General features: G+C 50.5%; 21 protein-coding genes. 10 read left to right on the plus strand and 11 right to left on the minus strand.

The features are described 5' to 3' along the window. Window positions 1-114 precede the first annotated feature (114 nt). Complete coding sequence (locus tag AAC022_RS25330; protein WP_339735765.1) at window positions 115-915, minus strand: sialate O-acetylesterase; 801 nt, start codon at window positions 913-915, stop codon at window positions 115-117. 121 nt (window positions 916-1,036) lie between these two features. On the opposite strand from AAC022_RS25330, the gene AAC022_RS25335 reads away from it, so the two are divergent. Next, the gene (locus AAC022_RS25335; RefSeq protein WP_339735767.1) at window positions 1,037-1,951 is read left to right on the plus strand and encodes an alpha/beta hydrolase; all 915 of its coding nucleotides are present in this window, start codon (window positions 1,037-1,039) and stop codon (window positions 1,949-1,951) included. Window positions 1,952-2,080: 129 nt separating this feature from the next. On the opposite strand, the gene AAC022_RS25340 is transcribed toward AAC022_RS25335, so the two are convergent. Further along, window positions 2,081-2,851 carry an SDR family oxidoreductase gene (locus AAC022_RS25340; RefSeq protein WP_339735769.1) on the minus strand — a complete coding sequence of 257 codons (771 nt, stop codon included), beginning with the start codon at window positions 2,849-2,851 and terminating at the stop codon, window positions 2,081-2,083. A gap of 447 nt (window positions 2,852-3,298) precedes the next feature. On the opposite strand from AAC022_RS25340, the gene AAC022_RS25345 reads away from it, so the two are divergent. From AAC022_RS25345 to ndk, 3 genes are all read left to right on the plus strand, one after another. After that, the gene (locus AAC022_RS25345) at window positions 3,299-3,706 is read left to right on the plus strand and encodes a metalloregulator ArsR/SmtB family transcription factor (protein WP_339735771.1); all 408 of its coding nucleotides are present in this window, start codon (window positions 3,299-3,301) and stop codon (window positions 3,704-3,706) included. A 142-nt stretch (window positions 3,707-3,848) separates the two neighbouring features. Beyond that, a complete protein-coding gene (carA, locus tag AAC022_RS25350; RefSeq protein WP_339735773.1) occupies window positions 3,849-5,027 on the plus strand; it encodes a glutamine-hydrolyzing carbamoyl-phosphate synthase small subunit in 1,179 nt (392 codons plus the stop codon). 200 nt (window positions 5,028-5,227) lie between these two features. Further along, a complete protein-coding gene (gene ndk / locus AAC022_RS25355; protein ID WP_339735775.1) occupies window positions 5,228-5,695 on the plus strand; it encodes a nucleoside-diphosphate kinase in 468 nt (155 codons plus the stop codon). Window positions 5,696-5,786: 91 nt separating this feature from the next. On the opposite strand, the gene sucD is transcribed toward ndk, so the two are convergent. Then, window positions 5,787-6,665, minus strand: coding sequence for a succinate--CoA ligase subunit alpha (sucD, locus tag AAC022_RS25360; protein ID WP_339735777.1), 879 nt, complete (start codon window positions 6,663-6,665; stop codon window positions 5,787-5,789). Between the two features lie 117 nt (window positions 6,666-6,782). Beyond that, entirely contained in the window at window positions 6,783-7,970 is a 1,188-nt protein-coding gene (gene sucC, locus AAC022_RS25365) for an ADP-forming succinate--CoA ligase subunit beta (RefSeq protein ID WP_339735779.1), read from the minus strand. A gap of 261 nt (window positions 7,971-8,231) precedes the next feature. On the opposite strand from sucC, the gene AAC022_RS25370 reads away from it, so the two are divergent. Then, a complete protein-coding gene (locus tag AAC022_RS25370) occupies window positions 8,232-8,663 on the plus strand; it encodes an RbsD/FucU family protein (protein ID WP_339735781.1) in 432 nt (143 codons plus the stop codon). A 488-nt stretch (window positions 8,664-9,151) separates the two neighbouring features. Here the strand turns inward: AAC022_RS25370 and AAC022_RS25375 are convergent, their stop codons facing one another. Continuing rightward, complete coding sequence (locus AAC022_RS25375) at window positions 9,152-10,438, minus strand: adenylosuccinate synthase (RefSeq protein WP_339735783.1); 1,287 nt, start codon at window positions 10,436-10,438, stop codon at window positions 9,152-9,154. A gap of 242 nt (window positions 10,439-10,680) precedes the next feature. Between AAC022_RS25375 and AAC022_RS25380 the strand changes: the two genes are divergently transcribed. Then, window positions 10,681-11,070: a response regulator transcription factor gene (locus AAC022_RS25380; RefSeq protein ID WP_339735785.1), complete on the plus strand. Its 390-nt coding sequence runs from the start codon at window positions 10,681-10,683 to the stop codon at window positions 11,068-11,070. 223 nt (window positions 11,071-11,293) lie between these two features. Here AAC022_RS25380 and AAC022_RS25385 read toward each other — a convergent pair whose 3' ends face one another. The 5 genes from AAC022_RS25385 to AAC022_RS25405 form a co-directional block, all read right to left on the minus strand. Beyond that, window positions 11,294-11,806, minus strand: coding sequence for a transposase (locus AAC022_RS25385; RefSeq protein ID WP_339735787.1), 513 nt, complete (start codon window positions 11,804-11,806; stop codon window positions 11,294-11,296). A gap of 264 nt (window positions 11,807-12,070) precedes the next feature. After that, a complete protein-coding gene (locus AAC022_RS25390; protein WP_339735789.1) occupies window positions 12,071-12,334 on the minus strand; it encodes a MoaD/ThiS family protein in 264 nt (87 codons plus the stop codon). Between the two features lie 18 nt (window positions 12,335-12,352). Beyond that, entirely contained in the window at window positions 12,353-14,647 is a 2,295-nt protein-coding gene (locus AAC022_RS25395; RefSeq protein ID WP_339735791.1) for a xanthine dehydrogenase family protein molybdopterin-binding subunit, read from the minus strand. Continuing rightward, window positions 14,647-15,153 carry a (2Fe-2S)-binding protein gene (locus AAC022_RS25400; protein WP_339735793.1) on the minus strand — a complete coding sequence of 169 codons (507 nt, stop codon included), beginning with the start codon at window positions 15,151-15,153 and terminating at the stop codon, window positions 14,647-14,649. Before AAC022_RS25400 ends, AAC022_RS25395 begins: the two co-directional genes overlap by 1 nt. A gap of 71 nt (window positions 15,154-15,224) precedes the next feature. After that, entirely contained in the window at window positions 15,225-16,094 is an 870-nt protein-coding gene (locus AAC022_RS25405; protein ID WP_339735795.1) for a xanthine dehydrogenase family protein subunit M, read from the minus strand. A gap of 493 nt (window positions 16,095-16,587) precedes the next feature. Between AAC022_RS25405 and pruA the strand changes: the two genes are divergently transcribed. From pruA to AAC022_RS25425, 4 genes are all read left to right on the plus strand, one after another. After that, window positions 16,588-19,590: an L-glutamate gamma-semialdehyde dehydrogenase gene (pruA, locus tag AAC022_RS25410; RefSeq protein ID WP_339735797.1), complete on the plus strand. Its 3,003-nt coding sequence runs from the start codon at window positions 16,588-16,590 to the stop codon at window positions 19,588-19,590. Between the two features lie 623 nt (window positions 19,591-20,213). Continuing rightward, complete coding sequence (locus AAC022_RS25415; RefSeq protein ID WP_339735799.1) at window positions 20,214-22,172, plus strand: cache domain-containing protein; 1,959 nt, start codon at window positions 20,214-20,216, stop codon at window positions 22,170-22,172. Then, window positions 22,160-24,418 carry an EAL domain-containing protein gene (locus AAC022_RS25420; protein ID WP_339735801.1) on the plus strand — a complete coding sequence of 753 codons (2,259 nt, stop codon included), beginning with the start codon at window positions 22,160-22,162 and terminating at the stop codon, window positions 24,416-24,418. Before AAC022_RS25415 ends, AAC022_RS25420 begins: the two co-directional genes overlap by 13 nt. A 45-nt stretch (window positions 24,419-24,463) precedes the next feature. Next, window positions 24,464-25,357 carry an HDOD domain-containing protein gene (locus tag AAC022_RS25425; protein ID WP_339735803.1) on the plus strand — a complete coding sequence of 298 codons (894 nt, stop codon included), beginning with the start codon at window positions 24,464-24,466 and terminating at the stop codon, window positions 25,355-25,357. A gap of 38 nt (window positions 25,358-25,395) precedes the next feature. Here the strand turns inward: AAC022_RS25425 and dnaB are convergent, their stop codons facing one another. Further along, on the minus strand, window positions 25,396-26,823 hold the full coding sequence (dnaB, locus tag AAC022_RS25430; protein WP_339735805.1) for a replicative DNA helicase: 1,428 nt from the start codon (window positions 26,821-26,823) through the stop codon (window positions 25,396-25,398). Window positions 26,824-26,856 lie beyond the last annotated feature (33 nt).

The raw sequence follows: 26,856 nt of genomic DNA on the forward strand, positions 1-26,856 counted from the left end.
ATCATGCCAGTCTGCCGTGGGTTACAATGATTTTCTAAAGTAAGTGCCATTAGGCGCTAGCCACCGTTTTCAGAAACATAGCCAACTCCCCAACGGCGGCTAGCGCCGTGCCGCTCACTTTTTCTCAGCCGCCTGCTTCTGCAGTTTCAACATCTGCTCCGCATAACGTTTCCCGAATTCCTTTTCCGCCGCCGCATTGAAGTGAACCTGATCACCTTTTGCTTTCAGCTCTTTGGACGAAGCCACCGCAGTCCCGGGCACTGCCTTCGCAATCCCATGCAATGCCTCATTCACTGTACTCACTCCGGGACGCATGAAAAATTCTCCCAGCTCTCCCATCACGAATGGCATGTCGGGCTCATTCAGATCGGTTCGCAAATCAACAATCATTCCGGACAAACGTTTCTGATATGTGTCATACAATTTCGGATTGGAAGAATCTCCTTCCCCCTGATGCCAGATCGCCCCTTTAATCACGCCCTGCTTCTGGTTCTGTTTGGCCAATTTGACTGCCCGTTCATATAAATCGCCCCCTTTGACCCAGCGACTGAGTGGTGTGCCCCCGACTGCAGCCGGGATCAATCCAATCGTGACATCCGGGTAGGCGTCTGCAATCACAGGACCAAATCCCGAACCAGGTCCCACGCCGGCAATTTTGGGTTTATCAAAGTGCAGCGGATCAGTCGCAGGAACCCAGTTCCCTTTTTTGTCCAGCTTCAAAACCCGGGGGTGTGGCTTATTCGCAGCGGGATCAACAATACCACGGCCCGCCATATTCGACTGCCCGATGAGCAGGTAGATGTGAAAGTTCTCATTCACTGGCAACTTGGCTGTTTTTTCCTCTGCCCGTGCGGAGTGGAAAGCAGCAAACAGTCCCATGAACATGGTCACACTCAGAATCAATTTAATTTTCATTTTTTATTATTCCAACAGGAAATGGAGAGACATTTTGATCAAACTTTAATTTACTATAGAGGAAGACCTGATTCGATATCAAACAATCGGTTTCATCACTTTTAGCAGGAATATCAGCAGCATGAATTCAATCTCCCGGCAAGCACTCATTTTTTTCTCCCTGATTTGTCTTTTGGGACAGTCCTTAGGAACAACCGTCGAGTCAGCTGACACAAAGCGTGCCACCAAAAACAAAGCCTGGAAACCGTTAAACGGCGCGGAATCCCAAGTCTATAAAACCACAGAACAAGGCGACCTGCATCTCAACATCTTCAAACCCAAGGACTGGAAGCCAAGCGATTCCCGTCCGGCAATCGTCTTCTTTTTTGGTGGTGGCTGGACCGGCGGCAGCCCCAGTCAGTTCGAACCACACTGCAAACACCTGGCGTCGAAAGGCATGGTCGCCTGTGCTGCCGAATATCGCATTAAATCCAAACACAAAACAACCCCCTTCGAATGTGTCGCCGATGGCAAATCAGCCGTCCGCTGGATTCGCCAACACGCCGACGAGCTAGGCATCGATCCCAACCGCATCGTCGCCGGCGGAGGATCAGCCGGTGGTCATGTCGCCGCCTGTACGGGAACCGTCATTGGCTTTGAAGAACCCAGCGAAAACAAAAAGATTTCGTCTGTCCCCAATGCTATGGCACTATTCAACCCAGTCGTCGATACCACCGAAACAGGCTGGAAAGGGGGACCAAGACAACTCGGCGATCGCTGCAAAGAGATCTCCCCCATCCATTTCATGCGCCAGGATCTGCCCCCCACGATTATTTTTCATGGTACGGCTGATACCACCGTACTCTTCGAAAATGTGGAACGGTTTACCAAACAGATGAAACAAAACGGAAATCGCTGTGAACTCGTCGCCTTTAAAGATCAGGGACACGGTTTTTTCAATCTGAGAAAAAACAAGAGCAGTGAGAACTACGATTCCACTATCGAAAAACTGGATCAGTTCCTGACTTCACTGGGATATCTGGCCCCGAAACAGTAACACTCTGCAGAAATAGACATCGTGACAATGATCGGATGATGCAGCAGGAATTCCGAAATCTGATTGTCTGAGTCCGCAAAAAAAACATCTGCGACTGATCACACTGCCGACTGATCATAACAAACAAGTTTACCGAACGGCGCCCCCATTCACATTGATCACCTGCCCGGTAATATAAGCCGCTTCACGGCTGCAGAGAAAACGCGCCATCTTGGCAATGTCTTCAGGTTTCCCCCAACATTTCATGGGGGTTTCCTGCTTGACCCGTTCCTGCCAGACATCACTCGCAGCTTCGCCCCAGGCCGTCTGAATCCATCCGGGAGCAATGCAGTTCACGCGTACTTCGGGTGCCAAAGAAACGGCCAACGAACGGCTGAAGCCCATAATGGCATTCTTACTCGCCGCAAATAATTCGCCGCTGTCTCCCTCCATCCCTCGATCCGATTGATCCCAGCCAATATTCAGAATGCAGCCGGTTCCCTGTTGCTGCATCCGTTGACCGACTTCGCGCGACAACAATACCGTTCCTCGGACATCAACTTCGAACAGTTTTTCCAACTTGTGATCGTAGTCCAGTTTCGAATCAACGCCCGTTAATAAATCAACGCCGGCGTTATTAATCCAGAGATCCAACGTCCCCCATTCCTCGAACGCCTGCTCGATGAATTCGGAATAGTTTTCTCGATGAGAAAGATCTGCGGAAAGAGCCACCGACTTTCGACCACGCTTTTGAATTTGTGCAACCACGTCCTGCGCTGCGTCTGCAGAATTGCGATAATGAATCAGCACATCAGCGCCCGCGTCGGCCAGCTCCAATGCAATCGCTTTGCCAATTCCAGTGGAAGATCCGGTCACTAAAGCCTTCATGCCGGTAAGATTACAGAACGAAGATACAGACACTACATAACTCCAATATTAAAAGAGACTTAAGATCATATCCCAAATGCTATTTATTGAATAATTAGATAAACTGGATAAATACTAGTTGACGATTGGGCAGAGCACTACCATAATTGCCAACGAATTGAGGGAGCGTTCTTTGTTTTTAATTTGAAGGTGAAGCGTCTCCCCGATCTCACATCTTTCGCCTGTCTGGCAAACAATACAAGTAGTTGAGTATGGTACTTCAGCTCAGATCTGCGCGCCATGAATTACAGGCGATATTGGGCCACAAAGTAGTAAAAGTTTAGTATGGCCAAAAGTTGGCTACTTGTTTTTTGTGAAATACATCCCCCACGATTTACGTGTTCGGAACGTACTAATTATGCCCCACAGACCGGTCGCTGAAAATATGCGACGGTTTAAAAAGAGCTTTTTTGCATGAATTTAAAAAAGGAAACTACTAATATGGCCACAAATCTTGTGGATCCGCCCCAAGAACGATCGACACCGCGTTTTCCTACGCTGCCCGATCATCTTGAAAAAAACTTAGTTAAAGTCTTTAAGTTACTGTCTGATGAAACACGACTCAGAATCATGCTCTACTTGGCCCAGGAAGAAGAATTATTCGTAACTGCTTTATGCGAACGGCTGAACCAGAGTCAACCCGCAGTCAGCCACCACCTGGCATTACTGCGAGATGCCGGCCTGATTGAAGCACGTCGCGACGGAAAACACAATTTCTACTCGATTTGCCGCGAACACTTCCATTCGATTATGGGTGAATTGTTCAATAGTTTTAACGATAGTTTTAACGATCCCGATGAGAATGTCATCCGAATTGACAATTTTGTCCTGACACAAAATCCGAGCTGATCTCCTCAGCGGATCAAATCAGAAAAATCCGATCGAAGAGGCCGGCAGACTACTGCCGGTCTCTTTTTATTTGCGCTGATCTTTGATAGAACATATCAGGTTTAACCAAATTTATTCCCATGTCCTGAGATCAGTGTAGACAATGCAGAAAACAGCGAAGTTAGCCCTTGCCGATGGTAGTGTGTTCACAGGGACGGCTTTTGGTGCAGACGGGGAAGTCCACGGTGAAGTTGTGTTCAATACGAGCATGACCGGTTACCAGGAAATCCTGACCGACCCCTCTTACTGTGGTCAAATCGTCACGATGACCTATCCGCAAATCGGTAATTACGGAATCGTGCCCGAAGATGTCGAATCTTCGGGAATCGCCTTACAAGGCTTTATTATCCGTGAACTTTGTGAGATCCCCAGTAATTATCGCGCGACACAGACACTGGATGAATACCTCAAAGCAGCTGGCGTGATCGGCCTGCAAGGCATCGACACCCGAGCCCTGGTCCGAAAAATTCGCACCCATGGCGCGATGACCGGAGTCCTTTCGACCGAAGACCTCGACGATGAATCGCTGGTCAAAAAAGCACAAAACAGCCCTCAACTGGTCGGGCAGGATTTAGTCAGTCAGGTCATTCCCAAATCAGCATGCGAATGGAACGAAGGTCTGTCCAAACTTGCACAGAGCAGCTCCACTCACTCACTTGCAGGAAACAATATCGACACCCTGGCTGAAAATGAAGGTAATGCCGCCTGTGGTTTTCACGTTGTAGCCATCGATTACGGCATGAAATGGAATATCGCCCGACACCTCAAACAACTGGGATGCAAGGTCACAGTCATCCCCGGTAATTGTACGGCACAGGATGTCCTCGATCTGAATCCGGATGGCGTCTTCCTTTCAAACGGCCCCGGCGACCCGGAACCGCTGACCTACGCCATCGAAACCATTCGTGGACTCTTAGGAAAAGTTCCGATTTTCGGAATCTGCCTGGGACATCAGCTGCTGGGCTTAGCCTGTGGCTGCAAGACCTTCAAACTCAAATTCGGACACCGCGGTGCAAATCACCCCGTCATCAACCATGCTACCGGACAGGTTGAAATTACCTCACAGAATCATGGATTTGCCATCGCCCCTGAATCCATGTCCGACGACGTCGAAATCACGCACATTAACATGAACGACGATACCGTCGCAGGCTTGAGGCATAAAACTTACCCCGCGTTCAGCGTACAATACCACCCCGAAGCTTCAGCAGGCCCGCATGACAGCCACTACCTGTTTCAACAGTTCTTTGACAGCATTCAGCAGGCACAAGTTTCCTCCTGATCGCCTTACCCGGGTCAGCAAATCAGGCTTGAAATGAGCAAAGATTTTCATTCCAATTCAATCTGGCGTGAATGTTCTGCATAAGAAATTCTGCCCCAGAACTAAAACGAACTTCAAAGCAAACACTTTCAGACTGAGCAGGGATAGAATCAATCCCCTCAAAACCTCACAGATAATCGATACGATAGAAAGAAATCTACATGGCACTCGAACGAACATTGATCCTGATTAAACCTGATGCGGTGCAACGACGTCTGGCGGGCACCCTTTTATCCCGCTTTGAAAACAAAGGGCTAAAAATCGTCGGGCTGAAAATGCTGCAGGTCACCAAAGAATTAGCAGCCGAACATTATGCAGAACATGTGGAAAAACCATTCTACCCTCTGCTCGAAGAATTTATCACCGCCGGCCCCGTTGTCGCAATTGTCGCTGAAGGCCCCGAAGCAATCTCCGTCGTACGGTCCATGATGGGTTCCACCAACGGTCGCGAATCCGCCCCAGGCACCATTCGCGGCGAGTATGGAGTCAGTCGCCAGATGAATCTGGTTCATGGCAGTGATGGCCCGGAAGCATCTGCCCGCGAAATCAAAATCTACTTCAAGCCCGAAGAGCTGATCAACTACGATACCTCTCTCGGCGGCTGGGTCTGTGCTGACGACGAAAGATAAGCGTTTACGACCAGCACTGAAAAGACAAAAAAAGGGCAACCAGATTCACTGGTTGCCCTTTTCGCTTTTAGACTCATTCAGTCCACCAGATTTAAGCGGCTGCTTCAATCGCCCGCTTGACTGCAGCTCCCATGTCGGCGGGGCTTTCTGCCACGACAACACCGGCTGCTTCCAGAGCGGCGATCTTTTCATCGGCGGTTCCACTTCCCCCGCTGATGATCGCTCCCGCGTGTCCCATCCGTTTTCCGGGAGGTGCCGTCTTACCGGCAATGAACCCGGCCACCGGTTTGGTGACATGTTCCTTGATATATTCTGCCGCTTCAATCTCGGCCGTTCCACCGATTTCACCAATCAGCATGATTGATTCCGTCGCAGGATCGTTCTCGAACAATTCCAGCAGATCAATAAATGTGGTGCCGATAATCGGGTCACCACCAATACCAACCGCAGTCGTCTGTCCCAGACCAACATTACCCAACTGCCAGGCAGCTTCATAGGTCAGCGTTCCACTCTTGCTGATCAACCCTACAGAACCAGGCGTATGAATATAGCCAGGCATAATGCCAATTTTTGCAATGCCGGGAGTAATCACTCCGGGACAGTTCGGACCAATCAGGCGGCTGTTTTTACCTTTGAGATACTCCATCACCCGCACCATGTCAGTGACAGGTACCCCTTCGGTGATGGCGATGATCAATTCGATGCCGGCGTCGGCAGCTTCCATGATCGCTTCACCACAAAATGGCGGTGGTACGAAAACCAGGCTCGTGTTCGCTCCTGTTTTTTCGACCGCTTCTTCTACGGTGTTAAATACTGGAAACCCATCGACTTCAGTCCCCCCTTTACCGGGAGTCACGCCGCCTAACAATGGTGTCCCATATTCGCGGCACTGCTGGCTGTGAAACAGACCGGACTTACCGGTGATCCCCTGGCAAATGACGCGTGTCTTTTCAGTAACTAAAATACTCATAATCTGTCACCCTTGCGGGAAATGTGTTTTCTAAAAGATGGCTACGATCGTTTTTTGCAAAACAACCACGTCAAATCATCTCGGCCTGCTGAATTCACAGCAGGCCGCCGTCTTGTCCTATGAACTTAAAGTGGCAACGACTTTCTGTGCAGCATCTGTTAAATCAGTCGCCGAAATAATATCTCGACCACTTTCAGAAAGCATCTTGCGGGCCACTTCGACATTGGTTCCTTCCAGACGAACCACCAGAGGCACCGTGAAACCCACCTTCTCATAGGCTTCCAGTAATGCGGTCACAATCGTGTCGCACTTCATGATTCCGCCAAAGATATTCACCAGGACTGCTTTGACATTTTCGTCAGCCAGAATGATCCGAAATGCTTCGGTCACCTGATCAACATTCGCTCCGCCTCCTACATCCAGGAAGTTCGCGGGCTCTCCGCCATGATACTTGATCAGGTCCATCGTACTCATCGCCAGGCCGGCACCGTTGACCAGACAACCAATGTTTCCATCCAGTTTGACGTAGCTCAGACCGGCATTCCCTGCGGCAACTTCAGACGGGTCTTCTTCGGTCAGGTCTCGCAGTTCGTCAAACGGCTTATGACGGAACATCGCGTTGTCATCAAAGGTAACCTTCGCGTCCAACGCAACCAGATCACCTTCGCCGGTAATGACCAGCGGGTTGATCTCGGTCATACTGCAGTCATTATCAACAAAGAATCGGCTGAGTTGGCAGAAAAACTTCTCGGCACTGCGAACGGTTTTCCCTTTCATGCCCAGCTTGAACGCCAGCTTGCGGGCCTGAAACCCGAGTAAACCGGTATGAATTGAAAACGGCTCGCTCAGAATCTTTTCTGGAGCTTCTTCTGCGACGACTTCAATTTCCATTCCCCCTTCGGTCGAGAGAATCATCACCGGGCCGCCGGCTTCGCGGTCAATCACACAGCCCAGATACAGCTCTTGAGCGATATCCAGTCCCTGCTCGATGAACAGCGTATTAACCTGCTTTCCTTCTTCGCCTGTCTGGATCGTCACCAGAGTCGAACCCAGCATCCGCTCGGCGTTCTCGCGAACTTCCTCTGCAGACCGCGCCAGAACAACACCTGGTTGATCAGGATGTTCTTTGAAACGGCCTTTACCGCGGCCGCCGGCGTGAATTTGCGATTTCACAACCACCAACGGACTGCCCAGTTTCTCAAACGCGGCCACCGCTTCATCGGCGGTTTTCGCTATGATCCCCTCAGGGACGGGAATCCCGACTTCGCGAAACAACTGTTTGGCCTGATATTCGTGAATTTTCATTGGTTTTTCAGACTTTCTCCTGAAAATTTGCTACCGACTAGATTAACGGCGATTCAAAAATGGCGAGCCACCACCTTGAACTCAGGCCATCATAGCGGGTTCACGACGGCATATCCAGCAAGCTATCCTCGCCTTCACAGTAAAATTTCTGCATAATAGAAATCCAGTCGGCCCGCCTGTTTCAATTCACTTGAGAGCCTTCAAAATCAAGGCAGTCACCAACAGCAATCCACACACATTCACAACATGAAGGGAAACGCGATGCTCAAAGGAATCCCTCCGATAATCTCCCCCGACCTGATGCACACGCTCATGAAAATGGGACACGGCGATGAGATCGTGCTCGCTGATGGAAACTTTCCCGCCGACTCCCACGCCCAGCGCCTCATTCGACTCGACGGGCACAGCGTTCCCGAAATCTTAGACGCGATCCTGCAGTTTTTCCCGCTCGACACATTCGTGGATCAGCCGGCCGGCTTGATGAATCCCGTCGACGAAAAGACCGTCGAACCTCCGATCTGGAACATCTACCAGGAACTCATTCAAAAGCACGACAGCCGGAACTTCGAGCTGGAAAAAATCGAACGCTTCGAATTTTACGAACGCGCCAGACAGGCCTACGCTATCATCGCCACCAGCGAAACAGCCTTGTATGCCAACCTGATTCTCAAAAAAGGAGTCGTGGTTGAATAGGCTTTCCGATTATTTGTCTGACGAAACAAAATCAACTCGTAGGGGCGGTGCCTATGTGCCCGCCCGCCTTGCGAAACTCAATCATTTATTACGCAATCCTTGGGAAGTATTGAAGGAGCCAGGGTAAGCCCGAATGCAATTCGGGCCGAGCGCAGCGAGCAGGAAATTGACAGAGAAACCACTCCCAGAGAAAAATTCCATTCTGCGATCATTTCCATTGAGATGGGGATGCTGACTACCACTTGTGAGTCCCCCTGACAGTTTCCCGTTGTCTCCGACAACACCGAATTTCATTGGGTGCTACCCATCGCCCTGATACATAGCAACAACAGGCAGGCCTGATGAAGCATTCGCACGCAGACATGCGAAAACTGCTCAGCATTCTCAACACCATGGTCAATGAAGGAAAACAATGGGATGCAAACATGATAAATATTTGAAATTTTAAGACAGTCGCTACAGTTGCAGACATTGTTGCAAATCAATACTTACTTCAGCAGAATCGTCTGTTCTCGGTCGGGTCCCACGGAAACGATCTCGACTGGTTTGCCGATGATCTCTTCGACCGCCTTGATATAAGCGATCGCATTGACGGGCAGATCTTCCATCCGGCGGACACCGGTGATGTCTTCCTGCCAACCTGCAATGGAACGATAAACTGGTTTTGCCTGTTCCAGATCAAGAATATGACTGGGAAAATCAGTAACTTGTGTGCCATTCACATCGTAGGCTTCACAGATTTTAAGCTCATCCAACCCACTCAAGACATCCAGCAGCATCACGGCAATGCAGTCCACGCCACTGATGTTTGCTCCGTAGCGGGTTGCAACCGCATCGAACCAGCCACACCGTCGCGGACGGCCGGTCACGGTTCCGTATTCATTCCCCACATCACGAATCCGCTGACCGATTTCGTCGTGCAGTTCGGTCACAAACGGACCGCCGCCGACGCGTGTCGTATACGCTTTGACAACGCCGATCATCTTGTCGATATAACGTTCCGAGACGCCACTTCCATTATGAATGCCGCACCCGGAACTGTTGGATGAGGTCACATAAGGAAACGTACCGTGGTCGATATCAAGCAAACTTCCCTGTGCGCCTTCAAATAGAAGCTTGCGTTTTTCGTCAACGGCCTTCAGCAAATAAGCACTGGTATCAACGACATGGGCCTTCAGTTTTTCGGCATAAACAGAATATTCTTCGTAGATCGCGTCAACACTTAACGGTTCCGACTCGGGATCGAGTGATTGAAACATTTTGTTTTTGTAAGGGATAATTTCTTCCAGTCGACTGCGGAAATAGTCCGGGCGGATCAAATCGCCCATACGAATCGCATGCGTACGGCCGGCTTTATCACGGTAGCAGGTGCCAATCCCCCGCATGGTGGTCCCGATGGCTTTCTCTTTGCGACTTTCTTCGAAAATAACTTCTTCCTGCATATGATAAGGAAAAATCACATGCGCGCGGTCACTGATCAACAGCCGACTCGCTTCAATCGGACCATTTTGCTCTGCAATTGACGCCATTTCCTGCAGGAACGCCTTGGGATTAATCACCACCCCGCCCGTAATTACGGAAGTCACATTCGGATTCAGCACACCAGCTGGCAACAATGAGAGTTTATAGGTTTTTCCGTCAAATTTGACTGTATGCCCTGCGTTATTGCCTCCCAGATAGCGCACCACGATTTCGTGCTGCTCTGAAAGTAAATCTACAATTTTGCCCTTGGCTTCATCGCCCCACTGTAATCCAATTACCGACGTCGCTGACACTACACTATCCCACTGGTTGAATAAAAAATATATTGAAAAATGACCATCAACATTGATTCTGTAGTGAATCAAAAACGGCGCACACTACGCGCGCACCGGCCCATTTTATCGAACAGATTCCCATTTGGGGAGCGCCACGCCTCACGATGATCTTAATAATTGGATTTTCGGTACATCAGGTGATATAATTGTCTATGCACACTTCTTTTGTGCGGGCCAGATCAGGAAATTACACCAAGCTAATGAACATATCTTCTCAAAAACGCGTTTTAATCATTGACGATGACGAAGGGCTTACCGAGCCCCTGCAAATGGCAATGGAAGCCGCCGGATATCAAGTATTTACGGCTCACGACGGCAACGAAGGGGTCATGAAGATCGAGCGGGATGCCCCCGACCTCGTCTTGCTGGACTTGGTCATGCCCCGCCGCAGCGGCTTCGCCGTCCTCGACAGCATCTTCAACAATAAACACCGACCCCCTCGCATTATCATGGTCACAGGCAACACCGAACCCAAATATCGGGAACTGGCCCTCGACCGAGGCGTCGACCGCTTCATCCCCAAACCCTATCAAATCGATGATCTGGTGGAAGCGGTGAATGAACTGCTGAAACCGGAACCGATGGAATAGCATTCTCTGAACAACACCACTCGACGGGTGGGACCGAATGCGATTCGGTCCGAGCGCGCAGCGAGCAGGATGTGGCGGTTCAACCTCACAAACCTGCTCAGATCTCCCCCCCCCTTAAGCAACAAGAAAATGAGGCGCGCTTTCACCAAAGTTTGTGTGCACCGCAACCTCCTGTTGTCTCGCGACAACTCCGAATTACATTCGGAGCCACCCAGAAATGTTTTCAAATCTCTGGCCAGCTGATTGGTACACCCACAGATTTACTTAATTCGTAATGACGTGCCGAGCTCCATCCCCATTCAGTGATGCTACTCACCAATCCTTTTCTTACGGGGTTCATGTGCATGTAGTTCAATTTTTCTTCGATCTTATGTTCGGACTCAATTTCAAAAGAGTAATAGCGTTTCTGCCAAATGGGGTCTTCTTTTGGAAAGGTTCCAGTATAGTGGCTTTGATCTTGAATGAACAATTTAATTGAACGACTTGAACTCCGCTTCCAGTCTCTCATGAAAGCACTCAGTTCACCAAGCTCTTGAAACCAAATCAGACAGTGAACGTGATCGGGCATAATCACGAATCCAACGCAGATCGCATTGTGCCTTGTCAACTCATGATTCAGTGTTCCTAAAACACGTTTTTTCGTATCGTCATGATCCAAGTACCTACGATTTCCAAAACAGGAAAACGTAATAAAATGAACATATCTCTGATTATCGAAGATGCGCCGTTTGCTCATCACTCAATAATAGCAAACAGAATGTTCACTGCGAGTTTTTCTTTTCAGAAACTCAAAAGGGGTGGGACCGAATGCAATTCGGTCCGAGCGAAGCGAGCAGGAGGTGGCAGTTCAACCTCACAAACCTGCTCAGATCTCCCCCCCCCCTTAAGCAACAAGCAAAATGAGGCGCGCTCTTTCACCAAAGTTTGTGTGCACCGCAACCTCCTGTTGTCTCTCGACAACTCCGAATTTCATTCGGAGCCACCTGGGGAGATTTAAACTTCATCCGCCGCCAATGGCGGGCAGAAAATGAATTTCACTTTCGGGGGAGACTTTTTGCGCCAGGCCGCGGGGGGTCACATTTTGATCGACGGTGACTGCCATCCCTGCCCTGAGTTTTCCCTCAGGGCAGAGACGTTCTATCACACCCGGATACTGTTGATCCAGAAATTGCACCGCTTCCAGAACGGTGGCCCCTTCCACATTCACTTCTTCCTGTCCCTCACAGTATGGTCTGAGCAGGGGCGGAATAAACAGGCGAGGCATTCTCGGTTCAACTCCTGATCAAGACTCTTTTTTTAACAGCTCGTGCAGAACACGTGGCGGCGACATCGGCAGTTCATACAACCGTACGCCGACGGCGTTGTGAATCGCCGCTTCCAGAGCAGCCGGCGGCGGTACGATGGGAACTTCCCCTACACCACGCACTCCGTATGGATGGCCGGGGTTGGGTACTTCCACAATGATTGCATCAATCATCGGCAGGTCATAACAAGTCGGAATCCGGTAATCGAGGAAGTTCGCATTCCGCATGCTGCCTTCTTCGTCATACCAGTATTCTTCGTTCAACCCCCAGCCAATGCCCTGCACAGCCCCACCCTGAATCTGTCCTTCGACATACGCAGGATGAATCGCCGTCCCACAGTCCTGGGCAGCCGTGTAACGCAGAATATCCACTTTGCCGGTATCGGGATCCACTTCGACATCGACCAGATGCGTTCCAAACGCGCCGCCGGGTTCGTTGTGATTTGAGACACCACGTCCGACCAGAGGCTCACCCGTCAAAGATAATTCGATAGCGATTTCTTTGAAGGTCATCGACTTATCAGGTCCGATGACAGAACCGTCTTCGTATGAAACCTGGTCCGGGTCAACTTCCCACAACTCAGCGGCACGGCTGACAATCTGTCGCTTCAGGTCCTGCGCTGCTTCATAAGCGGCCCAACCTGTCGCATACGTGACACGACTTCCGCCGGTCACGTCGGTATAACCAACACTGTCTGTATCGACTACGGCTGGTTTGATATCTTCCGCTGCGAGACCCAACGCTTCAGCAAACTGCATAGCGATCGCGGTGCGAGAACCACCAATATCGGTGGAACCTTCCAGCAGACCGACAGAACCATCCGAATTCACGTTCGCCGTCACAGCAGATTTCAAACCGGCATTGAACCAGAAACCGGAACCAATGCCCCGCCCCTGATTTTTACCGGTCAGCGGCGTCTTGAAATGCTCGCTGTTCTTAATGGCTTCCAGTGTTTCCACCAGACCGATGCGCGGATATGTCACGCCGTCAATCCGACGCGTTCCCTCTTTTGCCGCATTCTGTAGACGAAACTCTGCCGGTTCCATGCCCAGTTTTTCACAAAGCTCGTCCACAACGGTTTCCGTCGCGAAGGCAGCGTTTGTTGCTCCGGGTGCGCGATACGCGTTGGTCCGAGGTTTATTGACGCAGACGTCATAACCTTCGACGCGACCGTTGGGAATGTCATAGCAGGAGAAGACGCACATCGCCCCGGCGCCAATCGGAGAACCGGGATAACCACCTGCTTCATATGCCATCCAGGCCTCGGCGGCTGTGAGACGCCCGTCGGCATCGACGCCCATTTTGATCTTAATCACAGAACCGGGAGTGGGGCCGGTTGCCTGCAGCACGTCCGCCCGGTCCATCACAATTTGCACGGGAACCCCTGCCTTACGAGATAAGACTGCAGCCGCTGGAGCGAGATAAACGGAGATCTTGCCACCAAAACCCCCGCCAATTTCTGCAGGGACCACTTTCACGCGGGCCAGAGGCACATGCAACAACTCTGCCATCTGTGAGCGGACTGAAAACGTGCCTTGCGTTGGAGTCCAGACGGTAATCTGACCATCGTTGTTCCACAATACGGTTGCAACGTGCGGTTCGATATACCCCTGGTGCACGGTCGATGTGCGAAATTCACGTTCAACAACATATTTGGCGTCGGCGAATCCTTTTTCGATATCCCCTTTTTCAAACACAATATGTTTGGCAATATTACTCGGCTTGTCCCCTTTTTCGCCGGTGGAGGCCTCCTCTGTCCGCACATCAGGATTCAAAACAGGTGCCGAATCTTCCATCGCTTTCAGCACATTCATCACGGGAGGCAGAACTTCATATTCGACTTCGATCAGGCTGGCTGCTTCCTGTGCGATATGCAGATTGTCGGCGGCAACCGCAGCGACCGCGTGCCCTTTGTAAAGCACTTTGGTACGGGCAAGATTGTTGCTGCTGAGATGGTTCAGGACGACGGCCCCTTCCCCCAGCTCGGCAATTTTGTCGCCAGGCTCCGGCAGATCAGCACTGGTGGCGACCGCACGCACGCCTGGAAACGCTTCCGCCTTTGAAGTATCAATAGACTTGATATTCGCGTGCGCATGCGGGCTGCGCAGAATCGCGCCGACGATCATCCCTTTGACTTTAATGTCCGCACCATATAACGCGCGGCCCGTCACTTTGTCAGCGCCATCGTGCCGAATGGGACGGGTTCCGATGACTTTGTATTTAGGTTTGTCACCACTTCCTGCTGCGGCTTTGGTTTCATCGATGGTCGCCATTAGACAGTCTCCTTCGCACATGAGGCTGGTTGTCCCGCCTGTTGTTCTGCCGCCTGTTGAATGGCACGTACAATTTTGTCATAGCCGGTGCAACGACACAGATTACCCGCCATCGAGAAACGAATCTCTTCTTCGGTCGGGTTCGGATTTTCAGCCAGAAACGCTTTGGCCGCCATGATATAACCGGGAGTACAGATGCCGCACTGCAATGCGGCATTTTCCAGAAAGGCTGACTGCAGCGGATCCAGACCATCACCGGGAGCCAGACCTTCGATCGTTTCGATGTCGGCGCCTTCTATTTCCACTCCTAGCACCATACAGCTATTGATGGCCTTGCCATCCACTAGTACAGAGCAGGCACCACAGTTACCGTTGGAGCAGCCTTCTTTGGCACCGGTCAGGTTCAAGGTATTACGTAATATTTCGAGTAAGGTCTGCCGGGGCTGGCAGAGGAACTCCTCTTCACGGCCGTTGATAGTCGCGGTTACGATCCGTTTCTTCGCCATTGAAAAGTCCTTATTAAAAAATTCTGAGTTTGATTCAATTATTGAGAGATTCACCAGTTAAAAACGGAGAATCATCCGCGAGCACGTTCAACCGCTTTTTTAATCACACGTTCGGTTAACACGCCGGTCACATGAGTTCGAAACTCCTGTGTGCCCCGCATATCGGTAATCGGATGCACGACTGCTTTCGCAGCGGCAGCCGCCTTCTGAATGGTTTCGTCATTCACAGGCTGACCGGCGAGCACCTCGCTGGCTTCCTCTGCATAAAAGGGCTTGGCAGCAACCGCGCCCAGACCAATGCGAGCAGAGACAAAATTCTCACCACTCTCATCCAGCACGACCGACGCGCCCACTCCCACCACGGCGATATCCATCTCGTTGCGGGGAATAAACCGGCGATAATGCGATCCACTATGTGGCGGACGGGCAGGAAATTTCAGTTCAACGATAATTTCGCCTGGCTCAAGCATGTTCTGACCTGGACCGGTGCAGAATTGATCGACGGGAACCTCTTTTGTACCGGAAGGCCCGGAAATCACCACAGTCGCATCAAGGGCGATCAAAGCTGGCGTTGAATCGGCGGCAGCACCGGCATTCGCCAGGTTTCCCCCGACGCTGGCCCGGTTTTGAATCTGCATCCCACCAATAATATTGCTGCTATCGGCGATCGCCGAATAGTTTTCGACAATTCCCGGATGTTCATAAATCTGGTAACAGGGAACCGCGGCACCCAGTCGCAGGCCGCCGTCGTTCAGTTCCAGTACCATCAATTCTGGAATTTTCTTTAAATCGACAATCAGATCCGCAGATAACCTGCCTGTTCGCACATGGTCGATCAGATCGGTTCCCCCCGCCAGCGGGCGGGCACTTCCATTACCTTTGGCTAACAAGCCAACGGCATCAGCCAGTGAAGTGGGGGCTTCATAGTCAAAGTCTTGCATAGCAGGTTCGTCCCTCTCCAAATTGTCTTGATCATCATCCCTTCGCGAGCGAATCTCAGATCATTGATCCAGTTTCACGGAAGCCCTATTATCAATCACCGGTGTGGTAACATCAATGCAACCAAAGATGAAGAAACACCGTATTTCCTAATTTTATAATTTCCTTAAGAATAAAGCTTCACACGATGCTGACAAGTCTGATTCTCCCCAGTGAGACCAGAAAAGTTCTGATTGGCTTCCCCGCAACACTTACCTCGCCTATTCGGATTTGGTAACCTGCTTCCCAGCTAACAACATACAGAGATATAGATGGCCAGCCAGCGGTTCATTTAATCAAAAAAGGCCAGATCCAACACTCGACCGAGTGTTTTCGTAAGTTAATGAGTGACAGGATGTCAGTAATCAAAGCCTTTGATCCCTTGGCCTGTGGACTCAGACAAAATACATTTGCAATACAGAAAGTGCAGACTGCACTCAGAGGCAGGTTACATAAGTGGCACGAAAAAAAGCGTCTTCAAGCCTGAATCAAAAATTTGAGCAGCGAACACAGGAGCTCGGCCAGCAGATTTGGGGTCTGCTGGAACGTCGCGAGCCAACGATGTTCGAAAAACGCTGGTGGGATGACCGGATTCTCTCCTGGGCGATGGCTGACGAATCAGTCAAAGTGCAGATGTTCCGCTTTGTGGACGTCCTGCCGATGCTCCGCTCGCATGAATCCATCGTCAGACACCTGCAGGAATACTTCGAAGATGTCCGCAAGCATCTTCCCTGGGCGGCCCGTATCGGCCTTGAGTTATCACAGCCCAATTCTGTGCTGGGGCGTGCCCTGGCATTGAATGCCCGCTCGAATGCTCGTCGGATGGCCAGTCGTTTTATCGCCGGCTCCACGGTCGAGGAAGTCCACCGCACGGTCGATCGGCTCAGAAGCGAAAACTTTGCCTACACGCTCGACCTGCTGGGTGAAGCCGTCATCAGCGAAGCCGAAGCCGAGGCCTATCTGCAATCCTATCTGGGTCTGATCAAAGGCCTGGCCCCCCGGGTCAAAAAATGGTCTGAAAACGTACAACTCGACTGGGACAATAATGGGCATCTCCCCAGAACCAACGTTTCCATCAAACTGTCAGCGTTATGCAGCCAGTTTAAGCCCAACGACCCGGTTGGTACGATGGCCGCCGTCCAGCCTCGCTTAAGAACATTATTGCGAAGTGCGATGAAGTACGATGCGTATCTGCACGTCGACATGGAGCAGAACTCTTATAAACCATTGACGCTGGAAATCTTCAAACAGACGCTGATGGAAAAAGAGTTCCGCGACTTCGACAACATTGGTATTGTCATCCAGGCCTATCAGTCGTCAGCCGAAAACGATCTGATGGACCTCTTAAAATGGACCAAGAAACGAAAAACGCCGATCTCGATCAGACTCGTCAAAGGGGCTTACTGGGACTATGAAACGATCACGTCTCAGTACCATCACTGGCCGATCCCCGTGTTTCAGGAAAAATGGGAATCGGATGTCAACTTTGAAAAACTGACGCTGATTCTTCTACAAAATCACCAGTGGCTGAGACCTGCCTTCGGGAGCCATAACATGCGCAGCCTGGCACATGCCATTGCGGTCGCACATGAACTGGATGTCCCCCCTTCCGCATATGAAATCCAGATGCTGTATGGCATGGGAAAAGAGCAGGCACAGGTCTTTGCAGAAATGGGGCACCGCGTCCGCATTTACACGCCTTTCGGCGAACTAATCCCCGGCATGGCCTATCTGGTCAGACGACTGCTGGAAAACACTTCTAACGACTCATTCCTTCGACAAAGCTTTACCGAGCACGTCAACCTGGAGACTTTGATGATGAACCCGTCCAACCACGCAACCACCAAGAAAGAGTCTGAAGAAACAACTGGCTTCCAGAACGAACCGTTGATTGACTTCAGCCTGGAAGAATCACGCACCCAGATGCAGGAAGCCCTGGAAGCAGTCTCCGATCAGTTTGGTAAAGAATACCCGCTGTTAATCAACGGACGTGCCATCGATACCAAAGCCACCATCACTTCACGCAATCCGTCACACCGTTCCGATTCGCTGGGAGTCGTCTCTTCCGCTTCTGCCGATGATGCGATCGACGCCATTGATGCGGCCCGCCGTGCATTTCCGGGATGGTCAAAAACAGAACCGCAGTACCGATCCGAATATCTGGAACTGATCGCCGCCAACATGCGCCGCAAGCGTTTTGAACTGGCTGCCTGGATGGTTTACGAATGTGGAAAGCCGTGGGAAGATGCAGACGCCGACGTCGCGGAAGCCATTGACTTCTGCATGTACTACGCCGACCAGATGCGCAAAATGTCTGAGCCCCTGCACTGTGATGTCCCCGGTGAAGAAAACGTTTACTTCTATCGCCCCCGGGGAACAGTCGCTGTGATTGCCCCCTGGAACTTCCCGCTGGCGATTTTAACCGGCATGACGGCCGCCGCGTTAGTCACCGGAAATACCGTCGTGATGAAACCGGCCGAGCAGTCATCCATCGTCGCTGCCAAACTGATGGACCTGATCCACGAATCCGGCATTCCCGATGGTGTTGTGAACTTTCTACCCGGTATCGGTGAAGAAGTCGGCCCGGAATTAGTTGGGAGCCCTGACGTAGAAATGATCACTTTCACCGGCTCACGCGATGTCGGCCTGTCGATCAATGAAACAGCTTCGAATACAGACATTCGCCAGAAGATGGTCAAACGAGTCATCGCCGAGATGGGTGGCAAAAATGCCATCATCGTTGACGATGACGCCGACCTCGACGAAGCCGTACTGGGTGTGATCCATTCCGCATTCAACTATGCCGGCCAGAAGTGCTCGGCCTGTTCTCGTGTCATCGTACTGGAATCTATTCACGACACGTTTGTGAAGCGCCTTGTGGAAGCGACGAAAAGCCTGAAGATTGGTCCTGCCGAAGAACCCGGTACCGTTATCGGGCCCGTGATTGATGAAGAAGCCAAACAACGGATTCTGGAATACATTGAAATCGGCAAAGAGGAAGCCACACTGGCACTTGCCTGTGATACTTCAGAACTCGATGAGGAAGGCTACTTCGTCGGCCCACACATTTTCACAGATGTTGACTCATCCTGCCAGATTGCCGTGGAAGAAATTTTCGGCCCGGTGTTGGCTGTAATGAAAGCAGAAGATTTCGACGAAGCGATTTCGATCGCCAACGATACGCCTTATGCACTCACCGCCGGCATCTTCAGCCGTAGCCCTGCCCACCTGCAGAAAGCAAAAATGGAACTAGTAGCGGGTAATATTTATCTGAATCGAAATATCACCGGCGCAATGGTCGAACGCCATCCGTTTGGTGGCTTCAAGATGTCCGGCATCGGCAGCAAAACCGGAGGCCCGGATTACCTGCTCCAGTTTGTCGTGCCCGTCAATGTGACCGAAAATACAATGCGTCGCGGCTTTGCTCCCACCGCCGCTGATGAGAAAGACGAAGAATAAGTCTACCAAACTCAGACATCCTTCAATGTACAAAAACAGGTGAGTCCGAATTCTATTCAGGCTCACCTGTTTGTATTTCGGGGCGAGCGCAGCGAGCAGGATTCTAATCCACCTGCATGGGTTTTTGTGGTTTCGATCCGCAAAGCAAATGCGAACCAGATCCACTTGTTCAAAGAACTACTCTGTACTAAGAACACTATCTACCGTTCCCCTCAACGCTTGTAGCAGACTCGGCACCAGAACTGTGACAAAAGGAGGGAAATCACTTCAGCACGATGCTGCGCGGTTTCGGTTGTTGCGATTCTAGCGATACGACACTTCTTGGATCGCCTAAAAAGCCAGATCAATTACCGCTGTTGTCAAAACGCAACATATGTTTTTGATGGCATCTGGAAACAGGCCGGGAACGAACTCGAACCGGATTTTCCAGTGGCTAAGTTAAACGCGATTAGCGAACACACGATGTACACCTTAAACAGTTATTGGAAGACTTTTTGAGATGTCGACCTTGTGTCAGCAACGAGGAGCGCTTCTCAAAAAAGAACTCACTCTCGTTCTAGTAGAGTTAAAGCACTGCCTGGTCCGAAATCAAAATCAGAGGTAAGCATAGCGGGAACTGTGAAGTGTCCAATTCGAAAAATGATCCAGTACAACAGCAAAACAAATCAAGTATGTCGAGTAGTGAATTGATAAAAGGTACGACACAACACAAAACACTACAGCCCGTTCGGTTGTATCACAATTTGAAGTTACGCATTCTGCTGCCTTTGGTTGTGGCAATCGTAGTCATTCTGGGATGCAGCCTGTTCGGTATGTACTGGCAAGGCCGGCAGGCGATCGATGCGGATGTGAAGGCCCGTGTTAAAGGCGCACAGCGGGTCCTTGCAAATCAGCTCGATGAAGACGCTGCATTGTTGATGGGATTTCAACAGTTCCTGACCAATCATGAAAAACTCCAGGAAGCCTGGTCTTCCCGAGACCGAGAAGAGTTGCTTCAGCACGCGGCCCCAATTTATGAGAGAATTAACGCATCAAATCGCGTCACCCATTTTTACTTCATCGATCTCAATCAAACCTGTTTTTTACGTGTGCATCGCCCCGCACAATACGGTGATACCATCAGCCGAAAAACGATGCAACAGGCAGCGACAACCGGAAAAACATCTTATGGCATCGAATTGGGAAAATTCGGACACTTCACTCTACGCGTTGTTCAGCCATGGCTTGTCGATGGTAAGCTTGTCGGCTACATCGAGCTGGGTGAAGAAATTGAACACATCACCCCCAAACTGTCAGAGGTTCTAGGCGTACAAGTGGTGCTTGCCATTGAGAAAAGATGCCTTGATCGAACGCAATGGGAACGAGGCCTTACCATCCTGGGACAAACAGGAAACTGGGACCAGTTGGCCAACTTTGTCATCATCGATCAAACGATCAAAACAATCCCACCGGCTTTGCTGTCTCAGATCGACTCGGGCAAAAGAGAAAACACACCAGTCTCACTTACAGATTCATCAACCCGGAAAATATATCGCGGCGAAATCATGCCCCTGATGGATGCCAGTAATCAACAGGTCGGTAGTCTCGTTGTGTTGAAAGACATTACTCAGCTGGTTACAAAACTACGCAAGACTGCGGGGATACTATTGATCGTTGGTTTCGTAGTGGGCGGAGTCCTGTTCGTGATCTGCTATATCTATATCACATCCCTGAGAAATGTGTCAAAACAACTCATAGAAACCGCGCACCAGGCAGGCAAAGCGGAAATTGCAACCAGCGTCTTGCACAACGTCGGTAACGTACTCAACAGCGTTAACGTCTCTGCAGGACTGATTCAGGATAATGTTCTCAAATCCAGTGCCAACAACCTGACCCGGGCTGTCGGAGTGATGGAACAGCACCTGGAAGAGATTGGTGACTTTGTGACGAACGATGATCGAGGAAAACATCTACCTCAACTGTTGATCGATGTCAGCCATCAAATATCAACAGAAGAGGACACGATTCTAGAAGAAATTAATTCTCTGATCAGAAATATCGATCACATTAAGGCTGTCGTGGCCTCCCAACAAAAGAACGCCAAAGGTACTGCGGGAGTCATTGAAGAATTCTCTCTGGTCGAACTACTAGAAGACGCGATTAACATTAACACCGCTTCGATGGAACGCCACTCCGTCAAAATCACTCGCAAATTTGACGACATTGAACCAGTAGTTTCAGACAAGCAACTGTTATTACAAATCATTGTGAACCTGATCAGCAACGCCAAATACGCCTGTCTGGAAAGTGGAAACAAGAAACACTTATTGACGGTTCGCTTGAAACACAAGGGTCAAGATCGTATCTCGATTGAGGTGCAGGACAACGGCATGGGAATCACTGCTGAAAACCTGACAAAAATCTTCGCCCACGGATTCACCACACGTAAAGAAGGCCACGGCTTCGGGCTGCACAGTGCCATCCTGGCAGCAAAGGAACTAAGCGGAAGTCTCGTCGCCACCAGCGACGGCCCCGGAACAGGAGCCACCTTCACCCTGGAAATACCCTACCAGCAGGCAGGAACAATCTTATGTACAAAATAAACGAATCACGCAATCGACGCATTCTCGTCATCGATGACAACGAAGCCATTCACGATGACTTTCGTAAAGTGCTGGTGGGTAGTGCAAAAAAAAGCAAAACGGGCGACTCGTTCGCCGCTTTTTTTGGCGAAGAAGCACCGACTACAGATGAGCATACATTCGAAGTCGACGCCGCCTCTCAAGGTCGGGAAGGACTGGAAAAAGTGCGTCAGTCGATTCAGGATGACAGGCCTTACGCAATGGCATTTGTCGACATTCGCATGCCCCCCGGCTGGGATGGCATTGAAACCGTCGGACACCTCTGGGAAGTAGACCCCGATCTGCTGATTGTAATCTGCACTGCTTACAACGATTACAACTGGACCGAAATGTCACAACAGCTCGGCTGCATGGACCGTTGGCTTATTCTCAAAAAACCGTTTGACAATGTGGAAGTTCGACAGCTCGCATCCTCACTCACGGAGAAATGGGATCTGGCCAGAAAGGCCGAGCTGAAGCTCGACGAGTTGCAGCAGACTGTCGGAACCCAAAACCGAGAACTGGCAGCATTTCGTAAGGCGGTCGATGCGGCAGGCATTGTAGCGATGATCGACCTGGAGGGCACAATTCTGGAAGCCAACGATAACTTCTGCGAAGTTTCAGGCTACACCCACGACGAACTCGTCGGACAGAATCATAATCTTGTTCTCTCCGATCATCACCCTGTCGAATTCTTTGAAGAATTGTACGCGACGGTGGAACAAAACAAAATCTGGCGTGGCGAAATCTGCAACCAAGCGAAAAACGGATCACTCTACTGGGTCGATACAACAATCGTTCCCATGTTGGATGAAAACAACGCAACAGTCAGCTACTTCACACTGCGAATTGAAATCAGTGACCGAAAAAGATTGATGGGCCAACTCCACACGCAAGCCTATAACGATTCACTCACAGGGCTACCAAACCGGGCTTCTATCTTGGATTCGATTCAGAATGCAATCGACCGCGGCCCAAGCCATCATTTCGCATTGCTGTTCCTCGATTTCGATCGATTCAAACTGATCAACGACAGCCTCGGACATGACATGGGAGATCAACTCTTAAAGGAAATCGCCCAACGCTTGACCACAACATTGCGGGGAACCGACCAAATCAAACCAGCCCGACTGGGGGGCGATGAATTCGTCGTTTTGCTCAACAGACTCACCAACCTGGCGGATGCGACCATCGTAGCGGAACGCCTGCTCGACGTCTTTTCACAAAGCTACCAGCTGGGAACACATACCGTTTACTCCACAGCGAGTATCGGCGTGGTCACCAGTGAATACCAATATGAATCAGCCAACGACATGCTCCGTGATGCCGACCTGGCAATGTATAAAGCAAAAGCCGCCGGGCATGGCAGCTACCTGCTCTTTGATCAGACCATGCGAGAAAAAGCGCAATATCGATTGCGTCTCGAAGGCGATCTGCGGGAAGCAATAGAACAAGGTGAATTTACCCTCTTCTATCAACCAATTGTCGCACTGGAATCAGGACAACTGGAGGGACTCGAAGCGTTAGTCCGCTGGAAGCATCCAGAACGGGGACTGATCAGCCCTGACGATTTCATCCCTGTCGCGGAAGAGACTGGTTTGATCAGCGCTATCGGAAAATGGTGCCTCGATGAAGCCTGCCGACAATTCGCAGAATGGCGACAGACATTTGGAGACGATGCGCCAGCCTTTTTGCATGTTAACGTCTCGCGTAGACAATTACTCGACCCAAATCTGATAAATGTTGTCAAACGAGTCATCGAGAAACATGCGATTCCACCGGAGCACCTGCACCTGGAAGTAACCGAAAGCCTGATTATGGAAGATCAGAAAACATTTATCCCCATCTTGAAAGAACTCCGAAAAACTGGAGTCAAGGTCGACATGGACGACTTTGGTACAGGGCATTCGTCTTTATCTTGCCTGCACGAATTCCCGCTGGACGTACTCAAAATCGACCGCTCCTTTGTGATGAATGCCAAACACGTCCGCGACTACGCAGCACTGTTGCAGGCTATCCTGACGCTGGCGGATAACTTGGAATTACAAGTTGTAGCCGAAGGGATTTCAGATCCCGAACAGCTGATCCTCCTGCAGGCACTGGGCTGCGAATATGGACAAGGTTACTTATTCGCCGAGCCGAGTTCGGCAGAAGAAATCCAAGCCCTCTTCGGTGCACACACCGATTGGACTAAAAACTCATCCGAAATACAGACCGCCACAACTTAGAACAGTAATCATCAGCGACAAGTGAGATAAATCAGGAGACGAAAAATGATTCAAACAGAGACAAAGATTGACAATGCAAACGAATTTCCCCCCATCGTGGAATTGTCTTTTCATAAAATTAAAAATATCGCAACTCTGCCTGCGGTCGCCCATCAAATCATGAATCTCGTGGCCGACGCGGAATCGACTACCGATGATCTCCGGAAAGTGATCATCAACGACCCTGCGCTAAGTGCCTGCATTCTCAAAGTCGTCAACTCATCCTACTATGGCTTCCCGCAGCAGATCGGTTCCATTGATCGCGCCATCGTCCTGTTAGGTCTAAATGCGATCAAGAACATCGCCATCGCCACCAGCTTGAACAAGGTCTTCAAATCGAACCGTATCGGCACAGATTTTGATCCGTGTGACCTCTGGACACATTCCGTCGCGGTTGCCATCTGCGCCCGAGAACTCTCTGTAATGAGTGGGCTCGGAGACCCCGATGAAGTCTTTCTGGCCGGCCTGATTCACGACATTGGTATCATGGTCGAAATGCAGGCCAATCACCAGGAGTTCGTTGAAATCATCGGCATCGTGAGCCGTGAACAAGACACTACATTTCGTCAGGCAGAAGAACAGGTACTCGGGGCAACACATGAATTATTCGGTGCCTATACCTGCAGAGAATGGAATTTCCCCCCTCATTTTGAACATGTGGTCCGCTATCACCACCACCCTCTGCAGCTACCGGAAACAGACCGCATTATCCCCGTGCTTGTCCATGTCGCCGACATCCTCGCGGCAAATATTCATGAAGGTTATTCTCGCACGGTCGAAACGGAAACCATTGATCCAGAAATGCTCAGCATCTTAAATCTGCGGGAATCAGACGTCGAATCACTCGGAGAAAGCCTGAGAGAATCTATCCACGAAGCACACCAATTACTCGGCGGCTAAGAAATAATCTGAGTGAGAGAAGGCATCATGGCTATGGTTTAACCGAAGCCGCCGCCACCACCATCTCCCATGTAGCCCCCTTCGGGGACATCCAGATTGGCATAGTTTGAAAATCGCATTGAGGAAGCCTTCCAGGTCAGATTGATAATCCCGGTCGGACCACTACGGTGCTTCGCGACAACCACTTCCGCCAGCCCCGGAGAATCTTCAGGGTCATATTTATCGGGACGGTGCAGGAACATAATCAGGTCGGCGTCCTGTTCGATGGCTCCACTTTCACGCAAGTCAGCCAGTCGCGGCCGTTTGTCTTCACGTAATTCCACGCCGCGGTTTAACTGCGCCAACGCGATAATCGGAATGTTTAACTCTTTACACAATCCTTTCAGACGACGTGTGATCTGTGCAATCTGTTGCTCTCGCGGCATCGTCTTGTCTTCAGGTTCGATCAACTGCAAGTAATCAATGATAATCAACCCCAGATTGCTCAGCCGTTTTAAACGACGGCAAATCGCGCTGATTTCCTGGATCGTGCGCCCCGCTTTATCATCAATAAACAAAGGCATCTCGCTAATCTCGGAAGAAGCCTCCATCAGGCGATGACGTTCGTCATCTTCCAGATCTCCGGCCCGCAATGAGTGACCATTTACGCCCGAGCGAATACACAGCAAACGTTCGGCCAGCTCAAGCTTGGATTGTTCAAGACTGAAGACGATCGTCGCCGTCCCACCCTGATCGGCGGCGGCTTCGGCAAAGTTACAGACCAACGCCGTCTTTCCCATACTCGGACGTGCCGCCAGAACAATCAATTCCGATGGCTGAAAACCATTGATCTGCGTATCCAAATCAATAAACCCGGTCGTCAAACCGGTAAGTGTTCCATCCATTTGTGAGCGTTCATGAATTCGATCAAAGGCATCCATCAGAATGTCTTTGATCTCCATCTTATCTCCTTCACCCTGCTGTTCCAGGATGCTGAAGATGCTCTGCTCGGCCTTGTTTAACACATCCAGAGTGTCTCCCTGTGGAGCGTAGCTTTCCCGGATAATTTCGGTACAGGAATGAATCAGCGTGCGTTGTACCGATTTATCTCGGACAATTTTGGCATAATACTCGGCATGTGCCGCGTGGGGCACACTTTCCAGAATTTCATGCAAATACAGAACATCACCTGCCTCGGCCAACTCACCTTTGGAATCGAGTTCTTCGGCAATGGTGACTGCATCAATCCCCCGAACGCCGGCATCATGTAATCGGAGAATTGCGGAAAATATCCGCGTGTTCTTATCGCCGTAGAAGTGATTGGCTTTGACAATCTGAACCAGATCATCGATCACGATATTATCAAGGAGGATACTGCCTAAGACCGCTTTTTCAGCTTCCAGATTCTGTGGGGGAATTTTTCCAAACAACTCCTCCACGGATTCCTCTTTGGGGCGGCGAAATTTTCCTTTCCCGGCAAACGACATGACCATCCTCTGGCTCTGTAGACGTTAGAAATG

Origin of the sequence: uncultured Gimesia sp., from assembly GCF_963976445.1 — a bacterium.
Lineage (GTDB): Bacteria > Planctomycetota > Planctomycetia > Planctomycetales > Planctomycetaceae > Gimesia.